The organism is Ruegeria sp. H4 (assembly GCF_056533065.1).
The window spans coordinates 681,738-702,591 of record NZ_JBQFOC010000002.1 but is presented as its reverse complement, the minus strand read 5'-3'; the positions used below and the strand labels follow the sequence as shown (position 1 = coordinate 702,591).

Below are 20,854 nucleotides of genomic sequence, written 5' to 3'. Positions count from 1 at the left end.
AGCAACTTGCCGCCGAAATGGGCAAGTGTTTCAGTCTTCAAAGGGGTTTTCAGCGCCTAAAATGTCATCAGTGTCTGCACCGAACACCGGCGGGGCGTGCCGGTATGTTACAGGCGTGCGGGACAGTTTCAGCGGATTCCCGATCAGATTCACCTCACCCGGTTCGGCTTGCATGGTGATCTGCATCTCGCGCGCATCCACCTGATCGGTGTCGAACACCTGATCCAATGTCTGTACCGGGCCAACAGGGACTTTGCGAAGTTCGAGTTCGGCGATCACGGTTTGCGTACTGTTTGACTGAAGCGCAGGCCGCAGGATCGCATTCAGTGCTTCGCGGTACTCCAGCCGGGCTGGGTTTGTGGCGAAACGCGGGTCGTCGGCCAGGTCGGGATGACCGATGAAATCGCAAAAACGGCGAAACTGGCCGTCATTGCCAACAGCCAAAATCACGTGGCCATCGGCGGTCTGATAGACCTCATATGGCACGATATTGGGATGTCCATTGCCACGTCGCTGAGGAACATCGCCCGAGGTCAGATAGTTGACGCCTTCGTTGATCAGCCAGGCCACTTGCGAATCCACCAGTGCCAGATCGATCTGCTGCCCTTCGCCCGTCATGTCGCGATGGCGCAGGGCGGCCAGAATGCCGACAGCGGCGTACATCCCACACATCACGTCAGAGATACCGACACCCACTTTCATCGGCGCGCCGTCGGGGTCGCCGGTCAGTGACATGACGCCACCATAGCCTTGCGCCATCAGGTCATATCCGGGCTTGCTGGAATTGGGTCCGGTTTGCCCATAGCCGGAAATCGAACAATAGACGAGGCCCGGCAGATCCTGCGATAAGCCGTTGTAGTCCAAGCCGTATTTCGCCAGGCCGCCGGGCTTGAAATTCTCGATCAGGATATCGGCATGGGCGGCCAGGCGTTTGATCTCGGCCTGCCCTTCGGGCGTCGCGATATCGATGGCGACGGATTTCTTGTTTCGATTGGCCGACATGTAATAGGCGCTCAGGTCCGAGCGGTTGCCCTCGGCATCCGTCACATATGGAGGTCCCCATTGCCGCGTGTCATCCCCGCCCGAGGCCGGGTTTTCCACTTTGATGACGCTTGCGCCCAGATCGCCCAGCAATTGTGTGCAAGTCGGCCCGGCCAGAATACGAGACAGGTCCAGTACTTTGACGCCCTTCAGCGGCCCGTCAGATGCGGCCATCATATCCTCCACGCTCGATCTCGGCGGCGATCACGGTGAAACGGTCGGCTTTGACCGCCTCTTCCAGCGCCGTCCGCAGTTCTGCGCGGTTGCGAACAGTATGTCCATAGCCTCCGAAAGCGCGCCCCATGGCCGCAAAGTCGTGGCGGTCGAAATCAACGCCCCGATTGCCCATCTGGCGCTGGCGTTGTTTTAGTTCAATCAGCGCAAGGCTGGCATCAACAAAGACAAGAAAGATGGGATTGCCGCCCATCTCGGCGGCGGTCGACAGCTCTCCGGCTATCATCAGGAAACCGGCATCGCCCGAGAAACTGATCACTGGACGGTCGGGTTCGGCCAGTTTCAGGCCGATGGCCATGGGCAGGGCACACCCCATCGTGCAAAGCGCCGAAGACTGGATCAGCCCGCGCGGCTCATGACAGTCCCACATCTGGCTCAGAAGGATGCGATGCGCACCACTGTCTGCCGTTGCAAGAGCGTTCTGTGGCAGGGTCGTGCGTGTCTCGGCGATCACGGCGGCAGGGCCCCAATCGTCGCCTTGCGGGAAGGCTTGCGCCAGTGCAGCCTTGACCTGAGCGGGTTCTCCACCGGGCCATGTCGCGCGCGCCGGGGTGCCTTTGGCCATAGCTTCAAGCGTTTCGCCGGTGTGAGCGACAAGATTCAACCCGGCCTGATGCATGTAGTGATCATTGACCACGGCCGAGATATCGATGACGCGCTTTTGCTCCGGGTCCCAGATTTCACGCCAACCGGGGCGCATCTCGATCGGGTCATAGCCCAGGCACAGAACCAGATCGGATTGTTCGATCAGCGGGATCAGGTGCTTGTCGGCTAAGGGAGATAAACCCGCACCACCCAGACAAAGCGGGTGATCCTCGGGGATGACCCCCTTGGCCTTGTAGGTTGTCACGAACGGGATGTTGAAGTGTTCCAGAAAAGCCTGCACTACGCTGCACGAGTCATCATAGAGAACATCCAGACCAATAATCGCCACGGGACGTTCGGCCTCGGACACCCAGCGACGCGCTTTGGCGAGGCAATCGCCTTCTGGAGCAACGGCTGCGACCTTGGCTAGGCGCCGACGCTTGGTCGAGGACACGCGGGTATCCGCGACCGAGATTGGTACGTCGATATGAACCGGGCCGGGCCGGGGCTGGTTGGCCAGCGATACGGCCTTGTCGGCGATGATATCCGCGCCTTCTGCGGTCATCACAAAAGTGGCCTTGGTGATCGAGCGATAAACCTGGCTGTGATCCATCACCTGATGGGTATAGGTCAGCGCTTCATCGGGATCCACGCAGCCGGTCAGAACAATCATCGGAACTCGATCCTGAAACGCGTTGGCGACCACATTGATCCCGTTCATCGCACCTGGGCCAATGGTAGCGACCAGAATCGCTGGCGCGCCGTCGCGGTGATGCACGGCCTCGGCCATGAATCCGGCCGCGTTTTCATGTTTGGCCAGGTGAAAGGTGATCCCTGCCTGCTCCAGCGCGTCGACCAGTGTCAGCACCTCACCGCCGGGCATGCCAAAAGCATGGCGGCATCCGGCCTCATATAAGCGTTGGGCCAGCAAATCAGCCGCGCGGGGGGACATGTCCTGCATCAATGAGCTCCGAGATTTTCTTTGCCAAGCAGATGTCTGACCTTCGCACCAGAGGCAAGCCGGATCACGCCAGTGTGACTATTCGCGCGCCGATTCCGCAATGGATTGAAACTTCGCGTCCAATTCTACGGCGATGTCTGACAAGGCTGCGCCACCTTGGTTGGCATACGGGGCGAAGACAAAGCTGGGCGTCTTGTAGGACAGGGTTGCAGTTCCGTCTTCATTCTCGGTGACATAGAACCGGATTGGGGCTTCGATCATCGCCTGGGTTGAAGTTTCCAGAACCCGCACAGCATAGTCATTGTTGAATACGCCGATCACCCGATTGCCGGGGATGGTGATGCCACGTGCCGCTGCTGCCTTGGTCGGACCGGCCTGTGTGACAACGATTAGCCCGTTTTCTTTGACCGCCGCCTTGGTGTCCGCGACCAAGGCCTCATAGGTCTTGTCGGTCTCATACACGGCCCAGCCCGGCAACGCTTCGTCGGCCAAAGCGGGCAGGGCAAAAAGGCACATTGCTGCGTACAGGGCTTTCATATCTGAGATCTCCGTCAGGTATTCACATCTTGATGCCAGACTTTGACGGGATTTGCACTCACATCACTGTGTGGACTTTTGCAGCAGATAGATATCCATGATCCAGCCGTGATCGGCACGGGCCTTGGCGCGGGTGTCCAATATCTGTTGGGCAACGTCGAGCAGTGGCCCATGGATCAGGATTTCGTCTTTCATCCCGACATAAGCGCCCCACCAGATGCCATAACTCGCCATATCGAGGCTTTGGAATGAGCATTCCCCATCCAGCATCACCGCAACTTTCGAGGCATCCGCAGGCCACCCTTCGTCTCGCAAGCGCCGCCCGGTTGTGACCACATAAGGTGCACCAATATCGTTGATCGGGATCGCATGTGCTGCTGTCAGGGCTTGTAGCGCGGTGATCCCCGGAATGACGCGTTTGCAGGGTTGTGGATCCAGCCGGGCCGCGATGCGCAGAGAACTGTCATAGAGCGACGGATCGCCCCAGATCAACAACGCCACTTTAGTTGCATCCGGGTACTCGGCAATGGCTGCCTGCCAGCGTAGGGCGATGGCGTCATGCCAGTCGTCGACACCTCGCAGATATCCCTCATCCGAGCGGCGCTTGGGGATATCGAAATAGGTGATCTGAGGCGGCGTCTCGCAGGCCTTTGCGATGATCTCCTCCCGCACCCCGGCCAGATCAGCTTTGCTTTCGCCTTTGCGCGGAATCAGGATCAGATCGGCCTCTCGGATCGCTTGCACACCCTGCAGGGTAACATGATCGGGATTGCCGGTGCCGATACCGATTAGGGTCAGCTCATACATCTTCGAATTCCGCGAGTGGGCCATAGAGGATCAGCGCCGGGGCTGTTCCGATCTCAGCTTTCAGCTTGTCCGCCAATGCGCCGATGGTTGAACGATGAAGGACCTGATCCGGGGTCGAAACGGATTCCGCCAGCAAGGCAGGCGTCTCCAACGGCAGGCCATGGGCATGCAGCGCATCGACCAACAAGGGAAAGGTGCGCTTGCCCATGAATACAACCGTTGTCGCCAGCCCATCGGCCAGGGCAGGCAGGTTCAGGTCTTCGGGCAATTGCCCGCTTACATCATGGCCGGTCACAAACTGCACTCGGCGCGCGGTCAGGCGACGTGTCAAAGGAATGCCAGCTGAGGCAGCCGCCGCGACGGCAGAGGGGATGCCCGGTATGATCTCGTAATCGATCCCAGCCTCGCGCAACGCGACCAGTTCCTCTTCCAACCGTCCAAACAACCCGCCATCCCCGGATTTCAGTCTCACAATGCGTTGCCCTGTCTGGGCGTACTCTACGAGCAAGCGACTGACATGGTTCTGCTTCGGCGATGGGCGGCCAGCACGTTTGCCAACCCCAACCAAATCCGCATCCTCGCGCGCATGACTCAGAATCGGGCCGCTGCTTAAGTCATCGAACAGCACCGCATCGGCTTTTTGCAACCGATCCACGGCTTTGAGCGTCAGAAGTTCCGGATCACCTGGGCCAGAGCCGATGAACGAGACAAAACCCGTCATGCCGAAGCCTCAGCGATTAGGTGGAAGAATGTGCCGGTGACATTGCCGCGCATCGATCCGGTTTGAGGGCCTTCCGTGCCTTCGGCATCAAACACGCGCGCCAGCGGCGCGTCGGGTTGGTCGACAATCGATGAGTAATGGAACTCATGCCCACGCAGGGCGGCACCTGCTGCAAGCCCGGGCATCGGGGCCAGCAGCTCAGCCCTGCGATAACCCAGGTTGAATTTGCGTTTCTCGTAGGAAGTGACCAGCCCCAGCAACCCGGCCATTTGGTGCCGTGTGCCGTCTTTGTCGATTAGCCCTTCACCCAAAGCCATGTAGCCGCCGCATTCGCCATGCACCGGTTTGGTTTCGGCATGGCGGCGCAGCCCGTTTAGGAAGGTATTTGCAGCTGCCAGTTTGCCGGCATGTAGTTCCGGGTATCCCCCCGGCAACCAAACCAGATCGGCATCCGTCACCGGTGCTTCATCCGCCAAGGGTGAGAACGGTAGCACTTCGGCTCCGGCTGTGCGCCAGCCTTCCAGCAAATGGGGGTAGGTAAAGGAAAACGCGGCATCCTGCGCCAGTGCAATCCGTTGGGCCGGGGGCCGCGGCAGCGCGGCTGACGATGGCCCAACCGGGCCTGAGGAGGCCGCCCGCTTGATCGCCTCAAGGTCCACGTGTTCCCGCAGGAACGCCGCATAACCCACGATGGCGCTTTCCAGATCGGGATGCTCTACAGCTTGGATCAGGCCCAAATGGCGCTCGGGCAGGGTCAGGTCACCGCGCCGCGGCAGCACACCCAGTACGGGCAGACCCGCACGCTCCATGCCCAAGCGGGTCAGGCGCTCGTGCCGGGGACTGGCACAGCGGTTCAGGATCACGCCTGCAAAGGGCAGGTCGGGGTTGTACATCTTGAACCCCAGGGCAGTGGCAGCTGCCGATTGCGCCTGACCGCCGACATCCAGCACCAGAACCACCGGCCAGCCCATGCGTTGCGCCGTTTCCGCGCTGGAGCCATGCCCCAGCTCGCCGGGTTTGGCCACGCCATCGAACAGACCCATCGAGCCTTCAGCGACCACAATATCCGTCCCGTCTGCCTGATCCGAGATCGCGTTCAGCAGCGGATCACCCATCGCCCAACTGTCCAGGTTGAACGAGGCCCGCCCCGCCGCTGCCCGGTGAAAAGCCGGGTCGATATAGTCGGGGCCGCTTTTGAACGGTTGCACGGTCAACCCATCCTCGGCCAGTGCCCGCAACAGCCCCAGCATAACAGTGGTTTTGCCTGTGCCCGAAGATGGCGCGGAAATCAGTATGCCCGGAGGATTAGTCATCGCCATGTTCCCAGCTGGACCATGGGCTATCTGCGCTTTGCGGACGATACCGACGATCATAAGTCTTTGAATAGAGGCAGCTTTCGTCAAACCCTTCACTTGCCAGCGCGGGTCCGACCATGATCAGAGCGGTACGCGAAATGCATTCGTCCAGCGCATCTTTCAACGTTTCCAAGGTCGCACGGATGATCCGCTCATCCGGCCAACTGGCGCGATAGACAACGGCCACCGGGCAATCCGCGCCGTAGGCTGGTGTCAAATCCGCGATAACCTTGTCCAGATTGCCAATAGACAGGTGAATGGCCAGTGTAGCCCCGGTGCTGGCGAAGTTCTCCAACGTCTCACCTTCGGGCATCGAAGACGCGCGGCCCGGTGTGCGGGTCAGCACCACAGATTGCGCCAGACCGGGCAGTGTCAGTTCGGTGCCCAAAGCCGCAGCTGCTGCCGCAAAGGACGGCACGCCGGGGGTGACGCTGACCGGAATGCCCATCTCTTTCAATCGACGGATCTGTTCTCCCATTGCCGACCAGACCGACAGATCGCCTGAATGCAGGCGGGCCACGTCTTGCCCTGCCTTATGCGCCGCTTCGATTTCGGCCATGATCTGGTCCAGATCCATCGGCGCGGTGTTCACGATCTTCGCGCCTCTGGGGCAATGGCTAAGAATCTCTTCCGGAACCAGCGACCCGGCATAAAGGCACACCGGGCAGGATGCGATGATATCGCGCCCGCGCAGGGTCAGCAGGTCGGCGGCACCCGGTCCGGCTCCAATGAAATGAACGGTCATGTCTGTCCTCCGATAGCAATGGCGCAGGTGGCCAGCCGGTCGTTTGAAATCTGTCTGGGTGTAATCAGCCGCGCGCCGAATCCGGCGGTAGCCAAAGCGGATGCTTCGGCCACGCTGCCGGTGCCATAGCTCGCGCGGCTGCGGGGCGAGCATGTCAGGGTGCGCTGTCCGGCCAAGTCAGCGGGTGCAACAAGGTGCAATGGCAGGTCGACGATTGCCGCAAAGGCGTCCAACGCGGCGTGGCCGTCTTTGTTCGCGACCGTCGCCAACGCATCCACCGCATGGCCCGAGGACGCCTGATCGTAGGCCGCCTTCAGGCTGTCGACCGTGGCGGCGTTAGAAAACCCAAGACCGGCGACGATCATAGGGTCACGCTCCACTGCACCACCGGGTAAGCGGCTTTCCATCCACGCCGGGGACCCAGAGGGCCCGCCTGCGCCAATTCAATCCGCAGCAAGTCACCGCCAAGCGTTTCATGCCACTGAGCCAGCAGCGCCTCGCTCTCGAGCGTTACTGCATTCGCGACCAGCCGCGTGCCCTTTGGCAGACTGTCGCGCAACCAGACCAGCAAGGCCTCGGACAAGCCGCCGCCGATGAATACAACATCTGGATCAGCCAAGCCTGACAAAGCCTCAGGCGCGGTGCCGTGAATAACTTCCAATCGATCCTGCCCCAGCGTGTCCGCGTTGCGCCTAATGCGGTCTGCGCGCTCGGCCAGTGGCTCAATCGAGGTGGCGGTCAAGGTCGGGTCGCACATCAGCCATTCAATACTGATGGAACCAGTGCCACCGCCGATATCCCACAGATGCTCGCCTCGCTGAGGTGCCAATGCGGATAAGGTCAACGCGCGGATGGGGCGTTTGGTGATCTGACCGTCGGTTTCAAAGATGTCGTCCGGCTTGCCAGAAGCTTTGGGGAATGACATGCCGGGGCCGGTGACCTCGAGCCCAACGCAAACGGGGTGATCGAACGTGCCCAGCAGTGCTTCGGTCAGCGAAACCGTCTGCGTATTTTCGCGCGGTCCGCCTAGGGCTTGCATCACGTGCAGTGCGCTGTCGGCAAAACCGGTCTCTGTCAGATAGGTCGCCAGTTCGGCCACCGCCTTGCCGTCGCGCAACAGCAAGATCGCGCGCAGCCCTGCCGCCAGATGTGGGCGCAACCGGGTCAGTGGCGCGGCGTGCAGTCCAAAGGTCAGTGTGGTTTCCAACGGCCAACCCAACCGGGCAGCGGCCAGCGAAAAGGTGGATTGGCCCGGCAAGGCAATCCATTCGCCCGCATCAAAGGTCCGGGCAATGACCGAGCCCGCGCCAAACCAGAACGGATCACCCGATGCCAGCACAACGGTGGGTCGCCCGCGCAGGTCGGTTAGAATAGGTATCCCATCGGTAAATGGCGCGGGCCATTCGATACGCTCGGCCCGAGTTTCTGGAACCAGCGACAGATGCCGTGGCGGGCCCATGACGATTTCAGCCCGATCCAAGGCTTGACGACTTGCGGGCGGCAGGCCATCCAGTCCATCTTCACCCAGTCCCAAAATGGTCAGCCACGGAGCTTCATGCATGCCCAAACTCCTGCTTCTTGGAGGCACGACCGAGGCCAACGCCCTTGCTCGCAGCCTTGCCGAACGGGGGACGAACGCAGTCTACTCTTACGCCGGGCGCGTGGACAATCCTCGCCCGCAACCATTGCCGGTTCGCGTGGGTGGGTTCGGAGGAGTCGATGGGCTGGCCGGATACATCCGCGACAACGCGATTACGCATGTTGTGGACGCAACGCACCCCTTCGCAGCAAAGATAAGCGCCAATGCAATAGCTGCGTGCAAAGTGGTGGATGTTCCGCTTGCCGCTTTGACCCGATCTGCTTGGAGCCCGCAGGAGGGCGATCGCTGGCAACATGTGCCGGATATCCCGGCAGCTGTAGCGGCGCTTGACGGTCCCGCTCGGCGCGTGTTTCTGGCTGTAGGTCGAATGCATTTGCAGGATTTCGCGGCTCAGCCTCAACATCATTATTTGTTGCGTCTGGTCGATGAACCGGAAACTGTACTTCTGCCCAACGCGGGTATTGTGGTCTCGCGTGGGCCTTTTACGGTTGAAGACGATGTTGCGCTGATGAAAAACCACGGCACCGAACTGGTTGTTTCGAAGAACGCAGGCGGCACGGGTGCGCGCGCCAAGCTGGATGCCGCGCGGACGCTGAATGTGCCCGTCCTGATGATCGACCGCCCCAGTCTGCCGTCCCGGCACGAGCTGTCTTCGGTCGATCAGGTTTTGGACTGGCTTGATCATTCCTGACCCTCGGCCAAAGTGAACCTTGGTGTGTAGACAATTGGTGCGCCTTCGCGTTCGATCACGCGGGTTAGGGATGAGCCGACGATCACAACGGTCTGCATATCGGCCATTTCGGGCGTTGCTTCTGCCAATGTCGAAATCCGGATCGCCTCATCCGCGCGCGACACGGCGCGGGCGAACAGGATCAGGCGTTCAGGTTCACATTCCTCACGCAGTATTTCCAGCGTCTTTACAAATCCTTCGGGCCGGGACTTTGAGCGTGGGTTGTAGAATGCCATGGCAAAATCGCCTTGCGCAGCCAGACGTAGCCGCTTTTCGATCAGCGACCACGGCTTGAGATTGTCGCTCAAGTTGATGGCGCAGAAATCATGCCCCAGCGGAGCACCGGCGCGGGCCGAAGCGGCCAGCATGGCCGTAATGCCCGGCAGCACGTCGACAGGAATGTCGCGCCACTCAATGGGGCCGTTTTCCATCGCCTCGAACACCGCGGCGGCCATGGCAAATACCCCGGGGTCCCCGGACGAGACCACAACTACCCGTTTCCCCTCGGATGCCATCTGCAAAGCATGCTGGGACCGGTCGATTTCAACGCGATTGTCGCTGGCATGCAGGGTCAGCCCCGTGCGATCTGCCACCCGTGCGACATAGGGGATATAGCCAACCACATCCGTTGCCTCGGCCAAGGCAGCTGTGACTTCGGGAGTTACCAGCGCTTCATCCCCGGGACCAAGCCCGGCAATCTTGACCCAACCCATCATGGCCGCCGTCCCTGACCGTGAACGATAATGATCGAGAAATAGGGCGTGATCTCTTCGCAATCATCCGATAATTTGCAGACCCGCTGATTGGGCATCTGGGCGTATTCCACGATCCAGGCGCGGTCATACAGACCTGCGGTTTTCAAGGCGCGTTTGACCTTTTCGATATTGCGCCCGATTTTCATAACGACCAAAGCGTCGGTGTCCGCCATGCGACGAGCCAGATCATCTTCGGGCAATGTTCCCATCAGAATAGTCAGGACGTCGTCACCCCAAGTGATCGGGTCGCCCGTTGCGGTCCAGGCCCCGGACATGCCTGTGATCGCGGGTACGATTTCAACTTGAGCTTCATCTCGCAAGCGGTTGTAAAGATGCATGAATGAGCCATAGAAAAACGGATCACCCTCGCACAGTACCACGACATCTTCTCCTGCGTTTGACAGGTTTCTCAGATGCGCTGCGCAATCTTCATAAAACGCAGCGAGCAAGGCATTGTAGCGCGGATCAGACAGTGGAATTTCCGTGGTGACGGGGTATTCCATCGGGAACTCCGTCGCACTGCCGGGTATCATGCCATCCACAATCTTGCGCGCCTGACCGTTGCGGCCCGGCTTGCGAAAGAACGCCACATGGCGCGCATTGCGCAGCAAACGGTCGGCCCGAACGCTCATCAGATCCGGGTCACCGGGGCCGAGGCCAACGCCGTATATGGTGCCGGCGTTCATTCGGCGCGACTCGCGATGGCGTTCACGGCGGCAACGGTGATGGCGCTGCCGCCCAGTCGGCCTTTGACGATGCAGGACGGCACCGGCTGGGCCGCCCACAGCGCGTCTTTTGATTCGACCGCGCCGACAAACCCCACCGGGCAGCCGATGATGGCTGCAGGGCGCGGGCAGTCGGAGTCTTCCAGCATGTTCAGCAGATGAAACAGCGCGGTGGGCGCGTTGCCGATGGCGACTACAGCGCCCTCAAGACGCGGGCGCCACAGCTCCAGCGCGGCGGCTGAACGCGTATTGCTCATCTCTGCAGCCAGAGGGCGCACGCGCTCGTCATGCAGGGTGCAGATCACCTCATTCTCGGCGGGCAGGCGGAACCGGGTCACGCCTTCGCTCACCATACGTGCGTCACACAGGATCGGCGCGCCACCTTCCAGCGCGGTCCGCGCGGAGGATACAAAACCGGGTGAGAAATGGACGAACTCTTCCAGCCCGACCATGCCAGCCGCGTGGATCATCCGAACGGCGACCTGCTCTTCATCGGCATCGAACCGCGCCAGATCGGCTTCGGACCGGATGGTGGCAAAGCTTTCCCTGTAGATCGCCGCGCCGTCGGTTTCGTAAGTGTAGGGCATCAGGTGAAGTCCATCGTCATCAGTGTTTTGGGGTTCAGCCCGCGCAGGATTGGCTCATCCCCTGCGCGGCCCTGTTTGACAAGATCAAATCGTCCGTTCTGGCCGACTAAAACCACATCCGCGGGGCCCATTCGAGCGCAGCCTTTGGAACACCCAGAGACATGCAGATGGCCAGGAACGCGCGCGGCCAAGGCACGGGCGATTTCGCGGGTTTCCACCTGCGCCTGCGGGCAGAGCGGCGCCCCGGGGCAGGCGTCGGTGGTCATCAGCGGGTCGGAGCCATTTGTGACGAAGGCCGGTGCGGGTATCGCCGCCCCGCCTTCCAGCAGGATCAGTCGCCAAGGGGTGACACGTAGGGCAGAGGCGCCGCTGTCGCGGATCAGCGCGTGTAGCTCGTTGGCGGGCAATTGCCCAAAGGCCGCGCCATAGAGGCTGCCCAGATTGCAAGCACCCGGTTGCAACGGTGCGCCGATGGGTCCGGGGTCGCGGCCCTGCCACTCCGCAGGCAGATCAAAAGCCGCCACGGCCCGGGCCATGCGGCGGGTGTCTGGTGTGAAGACCTCGGCAAACCATGTGGCTAGAGCAATCAGGTGATCAATGGCCTCGGCCTCGGAGACGACACGTCCGGTCTGAGCCCCATCTGCGCGCAGGATCAGGTCATCAGCGGAACGCTCCAACCGGATATCGGCCGAGTCCGCCGCCAGCAGGCGCTCTGGTCCCGTGTCGATGGCAAAGCCGAACTTGGCCGGTAGAGCAGGCAACTCGCTCAGGCGGTCGATCAATTCCTGCGTCAGCCGCGCGGTCAGATCGCCCGGCTGGTAGAGCGGTGAGACCAGAATGTTGCGCCGGACCTCAATACCCGGCTCCGCGTCCAACAGCCCAAGCGCGGACAGCTCGGACAGCAATGCCTGGTGATCACTTTCCTGCACGCCGCGCAACTGCAGGTTCGCGCGGTTGGTCAGATCGATTGTGCCGTTGCCGAATCGCTGGGCCAGTTTACATAGGCCAAGCGCTTGTGCGGCGGTCAGCCGAGCCAGCCGAGGGCGCACACGCACCACCAGCCCATCCCCAGACATCATCGGTCGGTGGGCGCCGGGGCACCAACCTTGGACGATTGGTTTTGGGGTGGGCGCGCTCATCCCAGCCCCTCCAGATCCGCCCGGATCGAGTTGCGCCTTGTGTTCCACAACCCCGCATCCAGCAGTGCGCGGAACCGGTCCTGCATGGCCTGATGGGCCTGCGGATTGGCCTGCTGCAGGAAGGTATCCACATCTTCATCGCCCAGCGTGGCATCGTGGTAGAGGTCGAACAGATGCGGCGCAACGGTGCCCGACAGATGCGCAAACGAGGCCATGTGATCCAAAGTCGCCGCGATCTCGGCCGCGCCACGGAAGCCATGCCGCTGCATCCCGGCGATCCAGTCCGGATTGGCAGCGCGGGCGTGGACGACGCGGCTGATCTCTTCCGGCAGGGTGCGGGCGCGCGGGTTTTCGGGATTGGTATTGTCCAGATGATACAGCTGCGCGGTGCCGCCCATGGCCTTCTTGGCGGCGGCAAAACCGGCCTCATGCGTGGCGTAGTCGTTGGCTAGCAACAAGTCTGTTTCGGTCAGGTCCTGCAGGTGAACAAAACTGTCGGCATGCGCCACGCGTTGGGTGATGCCCGCCTTGTCCTGAAAGATATTCTCGCCCTCCAGTGCGAAGGAGCTGGCCTCAAGCCATGCCTCACCCGCCTGCGTGCGAGCCTCGTCAGTATAGACCTCGGACAGTTGGGTCATGTTGACGCCATAGCTGCCAGGCGCGGGGCCGAAGACGCGAGCCGACGGTGCTTGACCGGCATAGGGGTTCCAGTCGGTCGCCTCATCCCGCGCCGCCAACGCGCGGATCGCCTGACCGTAAAGCGCCGAGAGGGTCGGGAAGACGTCCCGGAACAGGCCCGACACACGCAGCGTCACGTCCAGACGTGGGCGGCTGAGGTCAGTGATCGGCAGCACCTCGATCCCCGAGACCCGCTCGGAGCCTTTGTCCCAAACCGGTTTCACGCCCAGCAGGTGCAGCGCCATGGCGAATTCCTCGCCCGCCGTGCGCATGGTGGCTGAGCCCCACAGATCGATGATCAGCCCCTTGGGATAATCGCCTTCTTCCTGCAGGTGGCGGCGGACCAGTTCCTCAGCCAGTTTGACGCCTTGAGTGTAGGCCGCCCGCGTCGGAACCGAGCGGGGGTCGGTGGTATATAGGTTCCGCCCGGTCGGCAGAACATCCGAGCGGCCGCGGTAGGGGGAACCGGACGGCCCAGCCTCGATCCGCTTGCCGGCCAACGCGTCGATCAGAGCGTTGCGTTCTGCATGGGCCGAGGGTGCGGGGTCGAATGTGCCGGAAACCTCAGGCGCGCGGCCATAGATATGCAGCCCGTCGCCGAACTGGCTTTCTTTGATATCGCAGACAAAGCGGTCGATGCGGGTGATCGCCTCGGCAGTGCAGGTGGCCTGATCAAGGCCCAGATCGCTCTCCAACCCGATGGCCTGCGCCTCATCCCGGATATCTTCCTGCAGGCGATCGCGGCGTTTGGGGTCGAGGCCATCCGCATTCGAGAACTCATCCAACAGCGATTCCAGCCGAACCATGCGATCCGGGGTGCCACTTTCCTTCATCGGAGGCGGGATATGACCCAGCGTCACAGCCCCGATCCGGCGCTTGGCCTGCGCGGCCTCGCCCGGGTCGTTGACAATGAAGGGATAGATCACCGGCAGGTCACGGATCAGCGCCTCGGGCCAGCAATTCGCCGACAGCGCAACGGATTTGCCCGGAAGCCATTCCAGCGTGCCATGCGCGCCGATATGGATCAAAGCGTCTGCGCCCAACCCCTTGCGGAGCCACAGATAGAAGGCGACGTAGCTGTGACGCGGGGTGCGAGACAGATCGTGATAGTCGTCATCGCGCAGCTCGGGCGTACCGCGTTCGGGTTGCAGTGCAACCAGCGCGTTGCCTCGGCGCAGGGCGGTGAAGTGGAACGCGCCCTCGGTAAAAACCGGGTCGTCTTCTGGCTTGCCCCAAACAGTTTGGAGATCGACGCGCAGTTGCTCGGGCAGGTTAGCCAGGGCTGCCTGGTAATCTTCCAAAGACCATGAGATGCGCGCGTCCAGCAGGGTTTCAGCAATCGGCTCAGCCGGTGCGGTGCGGTAGCCCTCGGTTTGAAGATCGGCCAGGATCGCCTCGGCCGAGGCCAGCGCGTCGAGGCCCACCGCGTGCGCCATTTGCCAGTCCTTGCCGGGGTAGGTCGATAGCACCAGCGCGGGTACCTGATCTGCCTTGGGCTTGTTATGAAGGGTCAACCAGCCTGTGACACGGTTGATGATCGCTTCGATCCGCTCTTGCTCAGCCCGGTGGGCAAAGCGGGAATATTCCAGATGCGGATCACGCTTGCCCGGTTCCTTGAATGAGGCAATGCCCGCCGAAATGCGCCCGTCCACTTCGGGCAGCACAACATGCATGGCGAGATCGGCTGGGGAGAGGCCTCGTTCCGCCTCGGCCCATGCCTTGCGGCGTGACGTGGCGAGGGCCATCTGAAACACGGGCACGCCCGCTGCGTCCAGAGGGGACGTACCCGATGCGCCTTTGCCAGAGAAAGAGGTTGCGTTGATGATCGCCGAAGGTTTCAGCGCGACGATGCTGTCACGCAGCCATTCAGCGGCAGCAGGAGCCTTGAGCGAAGGGGCGAAAAGGCCCACCGCCTCGAACCCGCGATCCCGCAAGCTGCGGATCACGGCGGCGACGGGGGCCGTGTCCGCCGAGGTCAGATAGGCGCGATAGAAGGTGACAACGATGCGTTTTGCGTCGCCCGCAAAGGCCGTCTTAACCGGGATCACGCCCCGATCCGGGCACCACGTACCGCATTCGGAGATCGTCTTGGCTCCCATCACCGGCCCGGCATACAGCCCCGCCGCCAGCGCCATCTGCGCCAGTGCGGCCTGTGCGGCAACCTCGCCGCCCGTGTCACACAGATGCGCCAGCCGCCGCAGGGTCGAGACGGGCAGGGTGGAATATTCATCCAGCCTCGTATCCTCGCGCCCATCGGCGGGGAGGACGGCCAGCGCGATGCCCTTGGCCTGCGCCAGTGACAGAACCTGCTGCAACCCGTAGGCCCAGTAAGGCACGCCGCCAATGAGACGGATCAGAATGCCCTTGGCGCCCTCCAACGTCTGTTCCACATAGGTGTCGACGGACAGAGGATGTTTCAACGCCGTCAGGTTCGCCAACCGCATCGTGGGCATGCGCCCCTCGGGCCCGCCACCGCGATGCCAGCCTGCCGCGAAAGCGCCAAGGTCGCTGTCCGAGAAGGACAGCACCACCAAATCCGCCGGGCTCTGGCCCAGATCGGTTGGGGTTTCCGTTTCTTCTAACCCGTGGCTTTCGCGGAAGACGACGTGCATGGGCCTTACTCGGCAGCCTCGGTTACACCCGCGAGGATATCGCGGATTTCTGCTTCTTTGATGTCGTCATGCTCGGCGATCACTACCATGCGCGAGCGGCGTTCCTCGCCGGGCCCCCACGGGCGGTCGTACTGGTGACGCACACGAGCACCGACGGCTTGCACCAGCAGGCGCATCGGTTTGCCTTGAACGGCGGCATAGCCTTTGACGCGCAAAATGTTCAGCTCAGTGGCCAGACGTTCGATTTTGGCGACCAGATCGGCGGGATCAGACTGTTCCGGCAACTCGACGATGGTGCTTTCGAAATCGTCATGCTCGTGATCGTGGTGACCGTCATGATGCGACGGGCGAGCATCCATGTCATCCTCGGCTGCGGCCTCAAGACCCAGAACGACGCGCACATCCACCGCACCCTCGGCGACCTCGACCACGGGTAGCGGTCGTGGGGCCTCGGCGGCGATGATCTCTTTCGCTTTGGCCACGCCTTCGGGACCGGCCAGATCAGGCTTGGTAAGCAGGATGATATCGGCGCAGGAAATCTGATCCTCAAACACCTCGGATAGGGGCGTTTCATGGTCGATCGAGTCATCGGCGAGGCGCTGAGCATCCACCGCTGCCACATTCGGCGCAAAGCGACCGGCTGCGACGGCCTCGGCATCGGCCAGCGCGATCACGCCATCAACGGTGATTTTCGACCGGATATCGGGCCAGTCGAACGCCTTCAGCAGCGGCTTAGGCAAGGCGAGGCCGGAGGTTTCGATCAGGATGTGGTCAGGGCGCGGCTCCAGTGCCATCAAGGCTTCGATGGTCGGGATGAAGTCGTCGGCCACGGTGCAGCAGATACAGCCGTTCGCGAGCTCCATGATGTTTTCCGCCGGGCAATCCGGGATCGCGCAGGATTTCAGGATGTCGCCATCAACGCCAACATCGCCGAATTCATTGACCACCACCGCCAGACGCTTGCCCTGCGGGTTTTGCATCAGGTGCTTGACCAGCGTGGTTTTGCCCGAGCCCAGAAAGCCGGTGATGACAGTGACGGGAAGTTTTTCAAGAGTAGACATGGGTCAAGCTCCAATCGGGGGAATACGGGCCGCACAGTTTTTGCGGAAATGTTCAGGACGTTCGCGCCATTTGACCAAACCATCGTCAGTGGCCAAATACTTGGTCACACCTTCGATGATCGTTTCGACATGGTCGGTTTCGTTGAGGTTTTCGTAGACAAAAGTCCAACGCGTGGGTCCGCCGCGCAACACGATGGAACAGCCTTGATCGCAATTTGACAGGCACTCTACGGGTTTCAGATGGATCCCATCTGGCACGCCCGCCTGTTCCAGCGCCTTATGTAGCAAAGCGCCGGGGCGCTGGGTGTCATCTTCGATTGCCAGGCCACGGCGGCATGTTGTGCAGACCAGCAGTTCAACTGGTGCGGCTTTACTCATCTCTCTCATCCCCCTTAGTCAAATCTGGGGGACGGGGTTTCATGTGGGCCGATCCAAGCCCCACACCGGAACACCCCGTCCGGTTTCATCTTCGGGCGCTGGCAGGTCTCCCGGCTTGCGGATGTCAGGGTGTATACCCTGTCGGATGTCCCGCCTTCCCAGCCTTTGGCCAGTGGCTTTGGGCACCCTCTCCGGTCACGGTCGCGGGGGCGGCTGCGTTTGGCGGTAAACCCGTTGACGCATTCCCTTTTCATCCTCTTACGAGGACACCAACGGATCGGACATGCGGCACTGATACGGTGCTTGTCAAGCGTGTCGCCGACAACCGCAACGTCGGGTGCAGAAAAACGACCTGTGGCAGTCGCTGGGCGGCATGGCTGGGCTTAGCCTGCGGCTTTCGAAAAGGTTAACAGCGAGCACTTCACTGAACCAAATGTTTGACGAATAACTAGACTGCTCTTCATAACTGAAGACACCGACCAATGGCGGGGGCGTTATGCTTTGGTATCTGGAAGCTTTGTAAGAGTGGTGGGCGACCCTGGAATCGAACCAGGCGTGCGTCTCCGCGAGGGAGTTACAGTCCCCTGCCACACCTTGCGGCCTGTCGCCCACTGTCAGGCGTTGCACCTGACGTGGAGGCGTGATTACTAGCGCACCAAAGGAGCGTCAACAGGAAAATACGGCATTGACGCAGGAAAGCGAATTCATGGCCCGGAGGCCCTCAGAATGAAAAAACCCAAGTGGGTTGTTGAAAAGGAACAGGCACGAAAAGCAGCAGCGGCCGAAACGGTTTGGCTGTTTGGTTTACACGCCGTGCGCGACGCCTTGATGAACCCCAAGCGCCAGAAACTGCGCCTGATTGTGACACGAAACGCGCGGGACAAACTGCTCGAAGCCATTGAATTCGCAGGGATCGAGGCCGAGATGGTTGATCCGCGCAAGTTCAGTGCCCCGATCGATGCGGGTTCGGTGCATCAAGGGGCAGCGCTTGAGGTTAAGCCGCTGGAGTGGGGCGGTTTGGCCGAGAACTGCATCGGACGGGAACATCCCCGCGTGATCCTACTGGACCGTGTAACGGACCCACATAATGTGGGTGCGATTCTTCGGTCAGCCGAAGTACTGGGTGCAAGTGCTGTGATCGGAACCCGGCATCATTCGGCCCCTGAAACCGGGGCACTGGCCAAGACCGCCAGCGGCGCATTGGAACGTCAGCCTTATCTAAGGGTGCGCAATCTGGCCGATGCCATAACCGAGCTTCAGTCGATGGGGTTTCTGGTGCTCGGTCTGGATGGCGAGGCGAATGAAACTATTGAAACAGCCCTGGGGAACCAAAGGGATCGACCTGTGGCACTGGTATTGGGTGCTGAAGGGCCGGGATTGCGGCAAAAGACCAAAGAGACTGTGGATCAATTGGTGAAAATTGACGCATCCGGGGGATTTGGGTCACTGAACGTCTCAAATGCTGCCGCAATCGCCCTATATGCCTCTCGGCACCATTAGACAGGAGATCGCTATTTCCGGACCGTCCAAAATCGCAACCTGCTGCTATTGCGGTACTCGGGCTGCCCTGGTTCTGACCGGGAAGAAACGGCACGAGCTGAGTTGTTCAAGCTGTGGTGCGCCTCTGCACGACCTTAAGATGTTGCCAAAGCACAAAGTTCAAAAATCAAAGCCTGCTCGTACGGCGATCAGCCATGCAGCACCTCCGAAGTCTCGAAAAAAGAAGAAGAAAAAGAGCACGTTCTATCGTGTTCTGGATGAAGCCTGGGATGTTATAGAAGACATCTTTGATTAAGGGCTGCCATGCATTCGCAAGGATGTTCACATCCACGTCAACGGGGGTTTCACAGCGGTTCAAAAATTGCATCTTAGGTGCTCGATTCTTTGCTACAGGACCCAGATGCAAAACCGCCGTTTCATATTCGGTATACTGACAGCCATCGCTTTTGCACCTTTCGCTTGGGCGCAGGACAAACCTGTCTATTTTGCGACCGATGGCGCCGCGATGGCGGGGTATGATCCAGTGTCCTATTTCGACAGTACAGTACCGGTTCGGGGTGAACCAAGCATTGCCGTCATGTGGAAAGGGGCCCAGTGGCATTTTGCGTCGCAGGAAAATCGCGAACGGTTTGAAAGCAACCCGCGCGCCTTTGCGCCTCAGTTCGGGGGCTATTGTTCCTATGCGATGGCAAATGGTGTTCTGAAAAGCACTGACCCCATGGCATGGCAGGTCGTGGATGGGCGTTTGTACCTCACTCATTCCCCGGCGGTTGAGCGGATTTGGGAACAGGACAGGACGGCAAATATCCATCTGGCCGAAGAGAATTGGCCCGTCATTCTGTACGAAGACTAGGCAGATTTCCGTTTTTTGTAGAAAGTCATCACAAAAATGAGTGCTTGGTCTTTTTTTTAACCAGATCATGCCTAAATGTCACAGTGACCGCGGAACGGAACTGCCGCGGGTCATTTCACTGTCCCTCGTTCCAACAACTGGCGCCCAAGGCTTCTTGGGCGCTTTTTTCTTTTTTGCGGCTGTGATTAGGATGCGGCCATGGCTGACTATTCCGACGATCATCTGAAAACCATCCTGCACCGCACCAAAACCGTCGCTGTGGTTGGGGTGTCGATGAATCCGGTGCGGCCCAGCTATTATGTAGCGCGGTATCTTTCGTTGAAAGGATATATCGTGATCCCCGTCAATCCGGGCCATGCTGGCAAGGAATTATTTGGCCAAACGGTGCGTGGTGCGCTGTCCGAGATTTCTGAACCTGTCGATATGGTCGATATCTTTCGGCGCTCCGAGGCTGTTCCAGCCATCGTCGATGAGGCGCTAGAAGTGTTCCCCAAGATTCGGACCATCTGGATGCAGATCGGAGTCGAGCATCCTGAGGCTGCTGAAACGGCGCAGGCCCGCGGGGTGGATGTGGTAATGAACCGTTGCCCCAAAATCGAATATCAGCGCCTATTTGGCGAACTGCGCATGGGCGGGTTCAGTACCGGCATCATTTCATCAAAGCTTTGAGCCTAGTTGGCGACATAAGGTTTCAACCGCGCCACCTGTTCGAGGCGCCGTTTTTCGAGAACTACATCGCGCGGAACCCAGTCATACCGTCTGTCGTCTGACAGCGGAGACCAGAACAAAACCCCGCCATAACGCCAAGGGTCCAGTACAACACCTTCGTACATCGAGTCTCCGGCGCGGCTGATGATCGCCGTGCTGTGGTCGATGCGGAAAGGGTTGTCGGCATTTGCGATGGCGCGATGCAGCGTAAGTGTTTCGAATTGTTCCTGCTTCAATCGGCGCTCGATGTCTTCGGCCCAATGCCAGCACAGCCCGCGCGGGCGCAGCCCCTGGTTGACCTTCGTGTTGTGGATCAGCGGGGGATCAGTGATCTGATATTCCTGCGCCAACTGGGCGGTATAGGCATAGGCGACCCGGGCGGCGCGGTCGGCCTCTTCCGGGTCAATCCCGGGCCCTAGGGTACGAATCTCGGCCGCAAGACGCTGAACCTCATCCCCAGTCTGCGGGGGAGGGGTAGTGCAGGATGCCAAACCCACAAGAGCCAGAATAATTGCCAAAGCTTTGATCATTCCGATTTTCCC

At 60.6% G+C, this 20,854-nt stretch carries 22 protein-coding genes, 1 tRNA gene and 1 riboswitch; of the genes, 5 read left to right on the top strand and 18 right to left on the bottom strand.

Annotated elements, in window-relative coordinates; genetic code table 11:
• Nucleotides 1-30 precede the first annotated feature (30 nt).
• From ACR0KG_RS15010 to cbiE, 9 genes are all read right to left on the bottom strand, one after another.
• The gene (locus tag ACR0KG_RS15010) at nucleotides 31-1,215 is read right to left on the bottom strand and encodes a CaiB/BaiF CoA transferase family protein (protein ID WP_480540589.1); all 1,185 of its coding nucleotides are present in this window, start codon (nucleotides 1,213-1,215) and stop codon (nucleotides 31-33) included.
• Nucleotides 1,202-2,821, bottom strand: coding sequence for a thiamine pyrophosphate-binding protein (locus ACR0KG_RS15005; RefSeq protein ID WP_480827715.1), 1,620 nt, complete (start codon nucleotides 2,819-2,821; stop codon nucleotides 1,202-1,204). The genes ACR0KG_RS15010 and ACR0KG_RS15005 overlap by 14 nt, the downstream gene beginning before the upstream one ends.
• Nucleotides 2,822-2,899: 78 nt before the next feature.
• Nucleotides 2,900-3,358, bottom strand: coding sequence for a DUF302 domain-containing protein (locus ACR0KG_RS15000; RefSeq protein WP_480540593.1), 459 nt, complete (start codon nucleotides 3,356-3,358; stop codon nucleotides 2,900-2,902).
• 63 nt (nucleotides 3,359-3,421) lie between these two features.
• Nucleotides 3,422-4,165: a precorrin-6A synthase (deacetylating) gene (cobF, locus tag ACR0KG_RS14995; protein WP_480540595.1), complete on the bottom strand. Its 744-nt coding sequence runs from the start codon at nucleotides 4,163-4,165 to the stop codon at nucleotides 3,422-3,424.
• Nucleotides 4,158-4,886 (bottom strand): uroporphyrinogen-III C-methyltransferase, encoded by a 729-nt coding sequence (gene cobA, locus ACR0KG_RS14990; protein WP_170532057.1) that lies wholly within the window; start codon nucleotides 4,884-4,886, stop codon nucleotides 4,158-4,160. The genes cobF and cobA overlap by 8 nt, the downstream gene beginning before the upstream one ends.
• Nucleotides 4,883-6,199, bottom strand: coding sequence for a cobyrinic acid a,c-diamide synthase CobB (locus ACR0KG_RS14985; RefSeq protein WP_480547589.1), 1,317 nt, complete (start codon nucleotides 6,197-6,199; stop codon nucleotides 4,883-4,885). Before ACR0KG_RS14985 ends, cobA begins: the two co-directional genes overlap by 4 nt.
• Nucleotides 6,192-6,986, bottom strand: coding sequence for a precorrin-4 C(11)-methyltransferase (cobM, locus tag ACR0KG_RS14980; protein WP_480827714.1), 795 nt, complete (start codon nucleotides 6,984-6,986; stop codon nucleotides 6,192-6,194). The genes ACR0KG_RS14985 and cobM overlap by 8 nt, the downstream gene beginning before the upstream one ends.
• Nucleotides 6,983-7,351, bottom strand: coding sequence for a cobalamin biosynthesis protein (locus tag ACR0KG_RS14975; protein WP_480547593.1), 369 nt, complete (start codon nucleotides 7,349-7,351; stop codon nucleotides 6,983-6,985). The genes cobM and ACR0KG_RS14975 overlap by 4 nt, the downstream gene beginning before the upstream one ends.
• On the bottom strand, nucleotides 7,348-8,547 hold the full coding sequence (gene cbiE, locus ACR0KG_RS14970; RefSeq protein ID WP_480827713.1) for a precorrin-6y C5,15-methyltransferase (decarboxylating) subunit CbiE: 1,200 nt from the start codon (nucleotides 8,545-8,547) through the stop codon (nucleotides 7,348-7,350). The genes ACR0KG_RS14975 and cbiE overlap by 4 nt, the downstream gene beginning before the upstream one ends.
• On the opposite strand from cbiE, the gene ACR0KG_RS14965 reads away from it, so the two are divergent.
• On the top strand, nucleotides 8,546-9,277 hold the full coding sequence (locus tag ACR0KG_RS14965; RefSeq protein WP_480827712.1) for a cobalt-precorrin-6A reductase: 732 nt from the start codon (nucleotides 8,546-8,548) through the stop codon (nucleotides 9,275-9,277). The genes cbiE and ACR0KG_RS14965 overlap by 2 nt on opposite strands.
• Here the strand turns inward: ACR0KG_RS14965 and cobJ are convergent.
• From cobJ to ACR0KG_RS14925, 8 genes are all read right to left on the bottom strand, one after another.
• The gene (cobJ, locus tag ACR0KG_RS14960; protein WP_480827711.1) at nucleotides 9,268-10,032 is read right to left on the bottom strand and encodes a precorrin-3B C(17)-methyltransferase; all 765 of its coding nucleotides are present in this window, start codon (nucleotides 10,030-10,032) and stop codon (nucleotides 9,268-9,270) included. The two genes, ACR0KG_RS14965 and cobJ, sit on opposite strands and share 10 nt — an antisense overlap.
• Nucleotides 10,029-10,757 carry a precorrin-2 C(20)-methyltransferase gene (locus ACR0KG_RS14955; protein ID WP_480540609.1) on the bottom strand — a complete coding sequence of 243 codons (729 nt, stop codon included), beginning with the start codon at nucleotides 10,755-10,757 and terminating at the stop codon, nucleotides 10,029-10,031. Before ACR0KG_RS14955 ends, cobJ begins: the two co-directional genes overlap by 4 nt.
• Entirely contained in the window at nucleotides 10,754-11,383 is a 630-nt protein-coding gene (locus ACR0KG_RS14950; protein ID WP_480547601.1) for a precorrin-8X methylmutase, read from the bottom strand. Before ACR0KG_RS14950 ends, ACR0KG_RS14955 begins: the two co-directional genes overlap by 4 nt.
• Nucleotides 11,383-12,522, bottom strand: coding sequence for a precorrin-3B synthase (cobG, locus tag ACR0KG_RS14945; RefSeq protein WP_480827710.1), 1,140 nt, complete (start codon nucleotides 12,520-12,522; stop codon nucleotides 11,383-11,385). Before cobG ends, ACR0KG_RS14950 begins: the two co-directional genes overlap by 1 nt.
• Nucleotides 12,519-15,812 (bottom strand): cobaltochelatase subunit CobN, encoded by a 3,294-nt coding sequence (cobN, locus tag ACR0KG_RS14940; protein ID WP_480827709.1) that lies wholly within the window; start codon nucleotides 15,810-15,812, stop codon nucleotides 12,519-12,521. The genes cobG and cobN overlap by 4 nt, the downstream gene beginning before the upstream one ends.
• A 5-nt stretch (nucleotides 15,813-15,817) precedes the next feature.
• Complete coding sequence (gene cobW / locus ACR0KG_RS14935; RefSeq protein WP_480827708.1) at nucleotides 15,818-16,873, bottom strand: cobalamin biosynthesis protein CobW; 1,056 nt, start codon at nucleotides 16,871-16,873, stop codon at nucleotides 15,818-15,820.
• Nucleotides 16,874-16,876: 3 nt separating this feature from the next.
• Complete coding sequence (locus ACR0KG_RS14930) at nucleotides 16,877-17,251, bottom strand: DUF1636 family protein (RefSeq protein WP_480827707.1); 375 nt, start codon at nucleotides 17,249-17,251, stop codon at nucleotides 16,877-16,879.
• 83 nt (nucleotides 17,252-17,334) lie between these two features.
• Nucleotides 17,335-17,540: riboswitch (cobalamin riboswitch) on the bottom strand.
• A 237-nt stretch (nucleotides 17,541-17,777) separates the two neighbouring features.
• A tRNA-Tyr gene (locus ACR0KG_RS14925) sits at nucleotides 17,778-17,861 on the bottom strand.
• 116 nt (nucleotides 17,862-17,977) lie between these two features.
• On the opposite strand from ACR0KG_RS14925, the gene rlmB reads away from it, so the two are divergent.
• The 4 genes from rlmB to ACR0KG_RS14905 all read left to right on the top strand — a co-directional run bounded on the left by rlmB (nucleotide 17,978) and on the right by ACR0KG_RS14905 (nucleotide 20,273).
• The gene (rlmB, locus tag ACR0KG_RS14920) at nucleotides 17,978-18,751 is read left to right on the top strand and encodes a 23S rRNA (guanosine(2251)-2'-O)-methyltransferase RlmB (protein WP_480540621.1); all 774 of its coding nucleotides are present in this window, start codon (nucleotides 17,978-17,980) and stop codon (nucleotides 18,749-18,751) included.
• A complete protein-coding gene (locus ACR0KG_RS14915; protein ID WP_480541732.1) occupies nucleotides 18,732-19,046 on the top strand; it encodes a hypothetical protein in 315 nt (104 codons plus the stop codon). The genes rlmB and ACR0KG_RS14915 overlap by 20 nt, the downstream gene beginning before the upstream one ends.
• A gap of 105 nt (nucleotides 19,047-19,151) precedes the next feature.
• Nucleotides 19,152-19,604 carry a YHS domain-containing (seleno)protein gene (locus tag ACR0KG_RS14910; RefSeq protein WP_480540623.1) on the top strand — a complete coding sequence of 151 codons (453 nt, stop codon included), beginning with the start codon at nucleotides 19,152-19,154 and terminating at the stop codon, nucleotides 19,602-19,604.
• Nucleotides 19,605-19,802: 198 nt separating this feature from the next.
• Complete coding sequence (locus tag ACR0KG_RS14905) at nucleotides 19,803-20,273, top strand: CoA-binding protein (protein WP_480827706.1); 471 nt, start codon at nucleotides 19,803-19,805, stop codon at nucleotides 20,271-20,273.
• 2 nt (nucleotides 20,274-20,275) lie between these two features.
• Here the strand turns inward: ACR0KG_RS14905 and ACR0KG_RS14900 are convergent, their stop codons facing one another.
• Nucleotides 20,276-20,842, bottom strand: coding sequence for a hypothetical protein (locus ACR0KG_RS14900; protein ID WP_480827705.1), 567 nt, complete (start codon nucleotides 20,840-20,842; stop codon nucleotides 20,276-20,278).
• Nucleotides 20,843-20,854: the final 12 nt, after the last annotated feature.

Excerpts from the sequence above, each read along its gene's own strand:
- ACR0KG_RS14975 (WP_480547593.1), bottom strand. The coding sequence starts at position 7,351 with ATGATCGTCGCCGGTCTTGGGTTTTCTAACGCCGCCACGGTCGACAGC.
- cobN (WP_480827709.1), bottom strand. The coding sequence starts at position 15,812 with ATGCACGTCGTCTTCCGCGAAAGCCACGGGTTAGAAGAAACGGAAACC.
- ACR0KG_RS14900 (WP_480827705.1), bottom strand. The coding sequence starts at position 20,842 with ATGATCAAAGCTTTGGCAATTATTCTGGCTCTTGTGGGTTTGGCATCC.
- ACR0KG_RS14985 (WP_480547589.1), bottom strand. The coding sequence starts at position 6,199 with ATGACTAATCCTCCGGGCATACTGATTTCCGCGCCATCTTCGGGCACA.
- ACR0KG_RS15010 (WP_480540589.1), bottom strand. The coding sequence starts at position 1,215 with ATGGCCGCATCTGACGGGCCGCTGAAGGGCGTCAAAGTACTGGACCTG.
- ACR0KG_RS14950 (WP_480547601.1), bottom strand. The coding sequence starts at position 11,383 with ATGCCCTACACTTACGAAACCGACGGCGCGGCGATCTACAGGGAAAGC.
- ACR0KG_RS14905 (WP_480827706.1), top strand. The coding sequence starts at position 19,803 with ATGGCTGACTATTCCGACGATCATCTGAAAACCATCCTGCACCGCACC.
- ACR0KG_RS14930 (WP_480827707.1), bottom strand. The coding sequence starts at position 17,251 with ATGAGTAAAGCCGCACCAGTTGAACTGCTGGTCTGCACAACATGCCGC.
- ACR0KG_RS15005 (WP_480827715.1), bottom strand. The coding sequence starts at position 2,821 with ATGCAGGACATGTCCCCCCGCGCGGCTGATTTGCTGGCCCAACGCTTA.
- ACR0KG_RS14910 (WP_480540623.1), top strand. The coding sequence starts at position 19,152 with ATGCAAAACCGCCGTTTCATATTCGGTATACTGACAGCCATCGCTTTT.
- cobW (WP_480827708.1), bottom strand. The coding sequence starts at position 16,873 with ATGTCTACTCTTGAAAAACTTCCCGTCACTGTCATCACCGGCTTTCTG.
- cobJ (WP_480827711.1), bottom strand. The coding sequence starts at position 10,032 with ATGATGGGTTGGGTCAAGATTGCCGGGCTTGGTCCCGGGGATGAAGCG.
- rlmB (WP_480540621.1), top strand. The coding sequence starts at position 17,978 with ATGAAAAAACCCAAGTGGGTTGTTGAAAAGGAACAGGCACGAAAAGCA.
- cobM (WP_480827714.1), bottom strand. The coding sequence starts at position 6,986 with ATGACCGTTCATTTCATTGGAGCCGGACCGGGTGCCGCCGACCTGCTG.
- cobG (WP_480827710.1), bottom strand. The coding sequence starts at position 12,522 with ATGAGCGCGCCCACCCCAAAACCAATCGTCCAAGGTTGGTGCCCCGGC.
- cobF (WP_480540595.1), bottom strand. The coding sequence starts at position 4,165 with ATGTATGAGCTGACCCTAATCGGTATCGGCACCGGCAATCCCGATCAT.
- ACR0KG_RS14955 (WP_480540609.1), bottom strand. The coding sequence starts at position 10,757 with ATGAACGCCGGCACCATATACGGCGTTGGCCTCGGCCCCGGTGACCCG.
- ACR0KG_RS14915 (WP_480541732.1), top strand. The coding sequence starts at position 18,732 with ATGCCTCTCGGCACCATTAGACAGGAGATCGCTATTTCCGGACCGTCC.
- cbiE (WP_480827713.1), bottom strand. The coding sequence starts at position 8,547 with ATGCATGAAGCTCCGTGGCTGACCATTTTGGGACTGGGTGAAGATGGA.
- ACR0KG_RS15000 (WP_480540593.1), bottom strand. The coding sequence starts at position 3,358 with ATGAAAGCCCTGTACGCAGCAATGTGCCTTTTTGCCCTGCCCGCTTTG.
- cobA (WP_170532057.1), bottom strand. The coding sequence starts at position 4,886 with ATGACGGGTTTTGTCTCGTTCATCGGCTCTGGCCCAGGTGATCCGGAA.
- ACR0KG_RS14965 (WP_480827712.1), top strand. The coding sequence starts at position 8,546 with ATGCCCAAACTCCTGCTTCTTGGAGGCACGACCGAGGCCAACGCCCTT.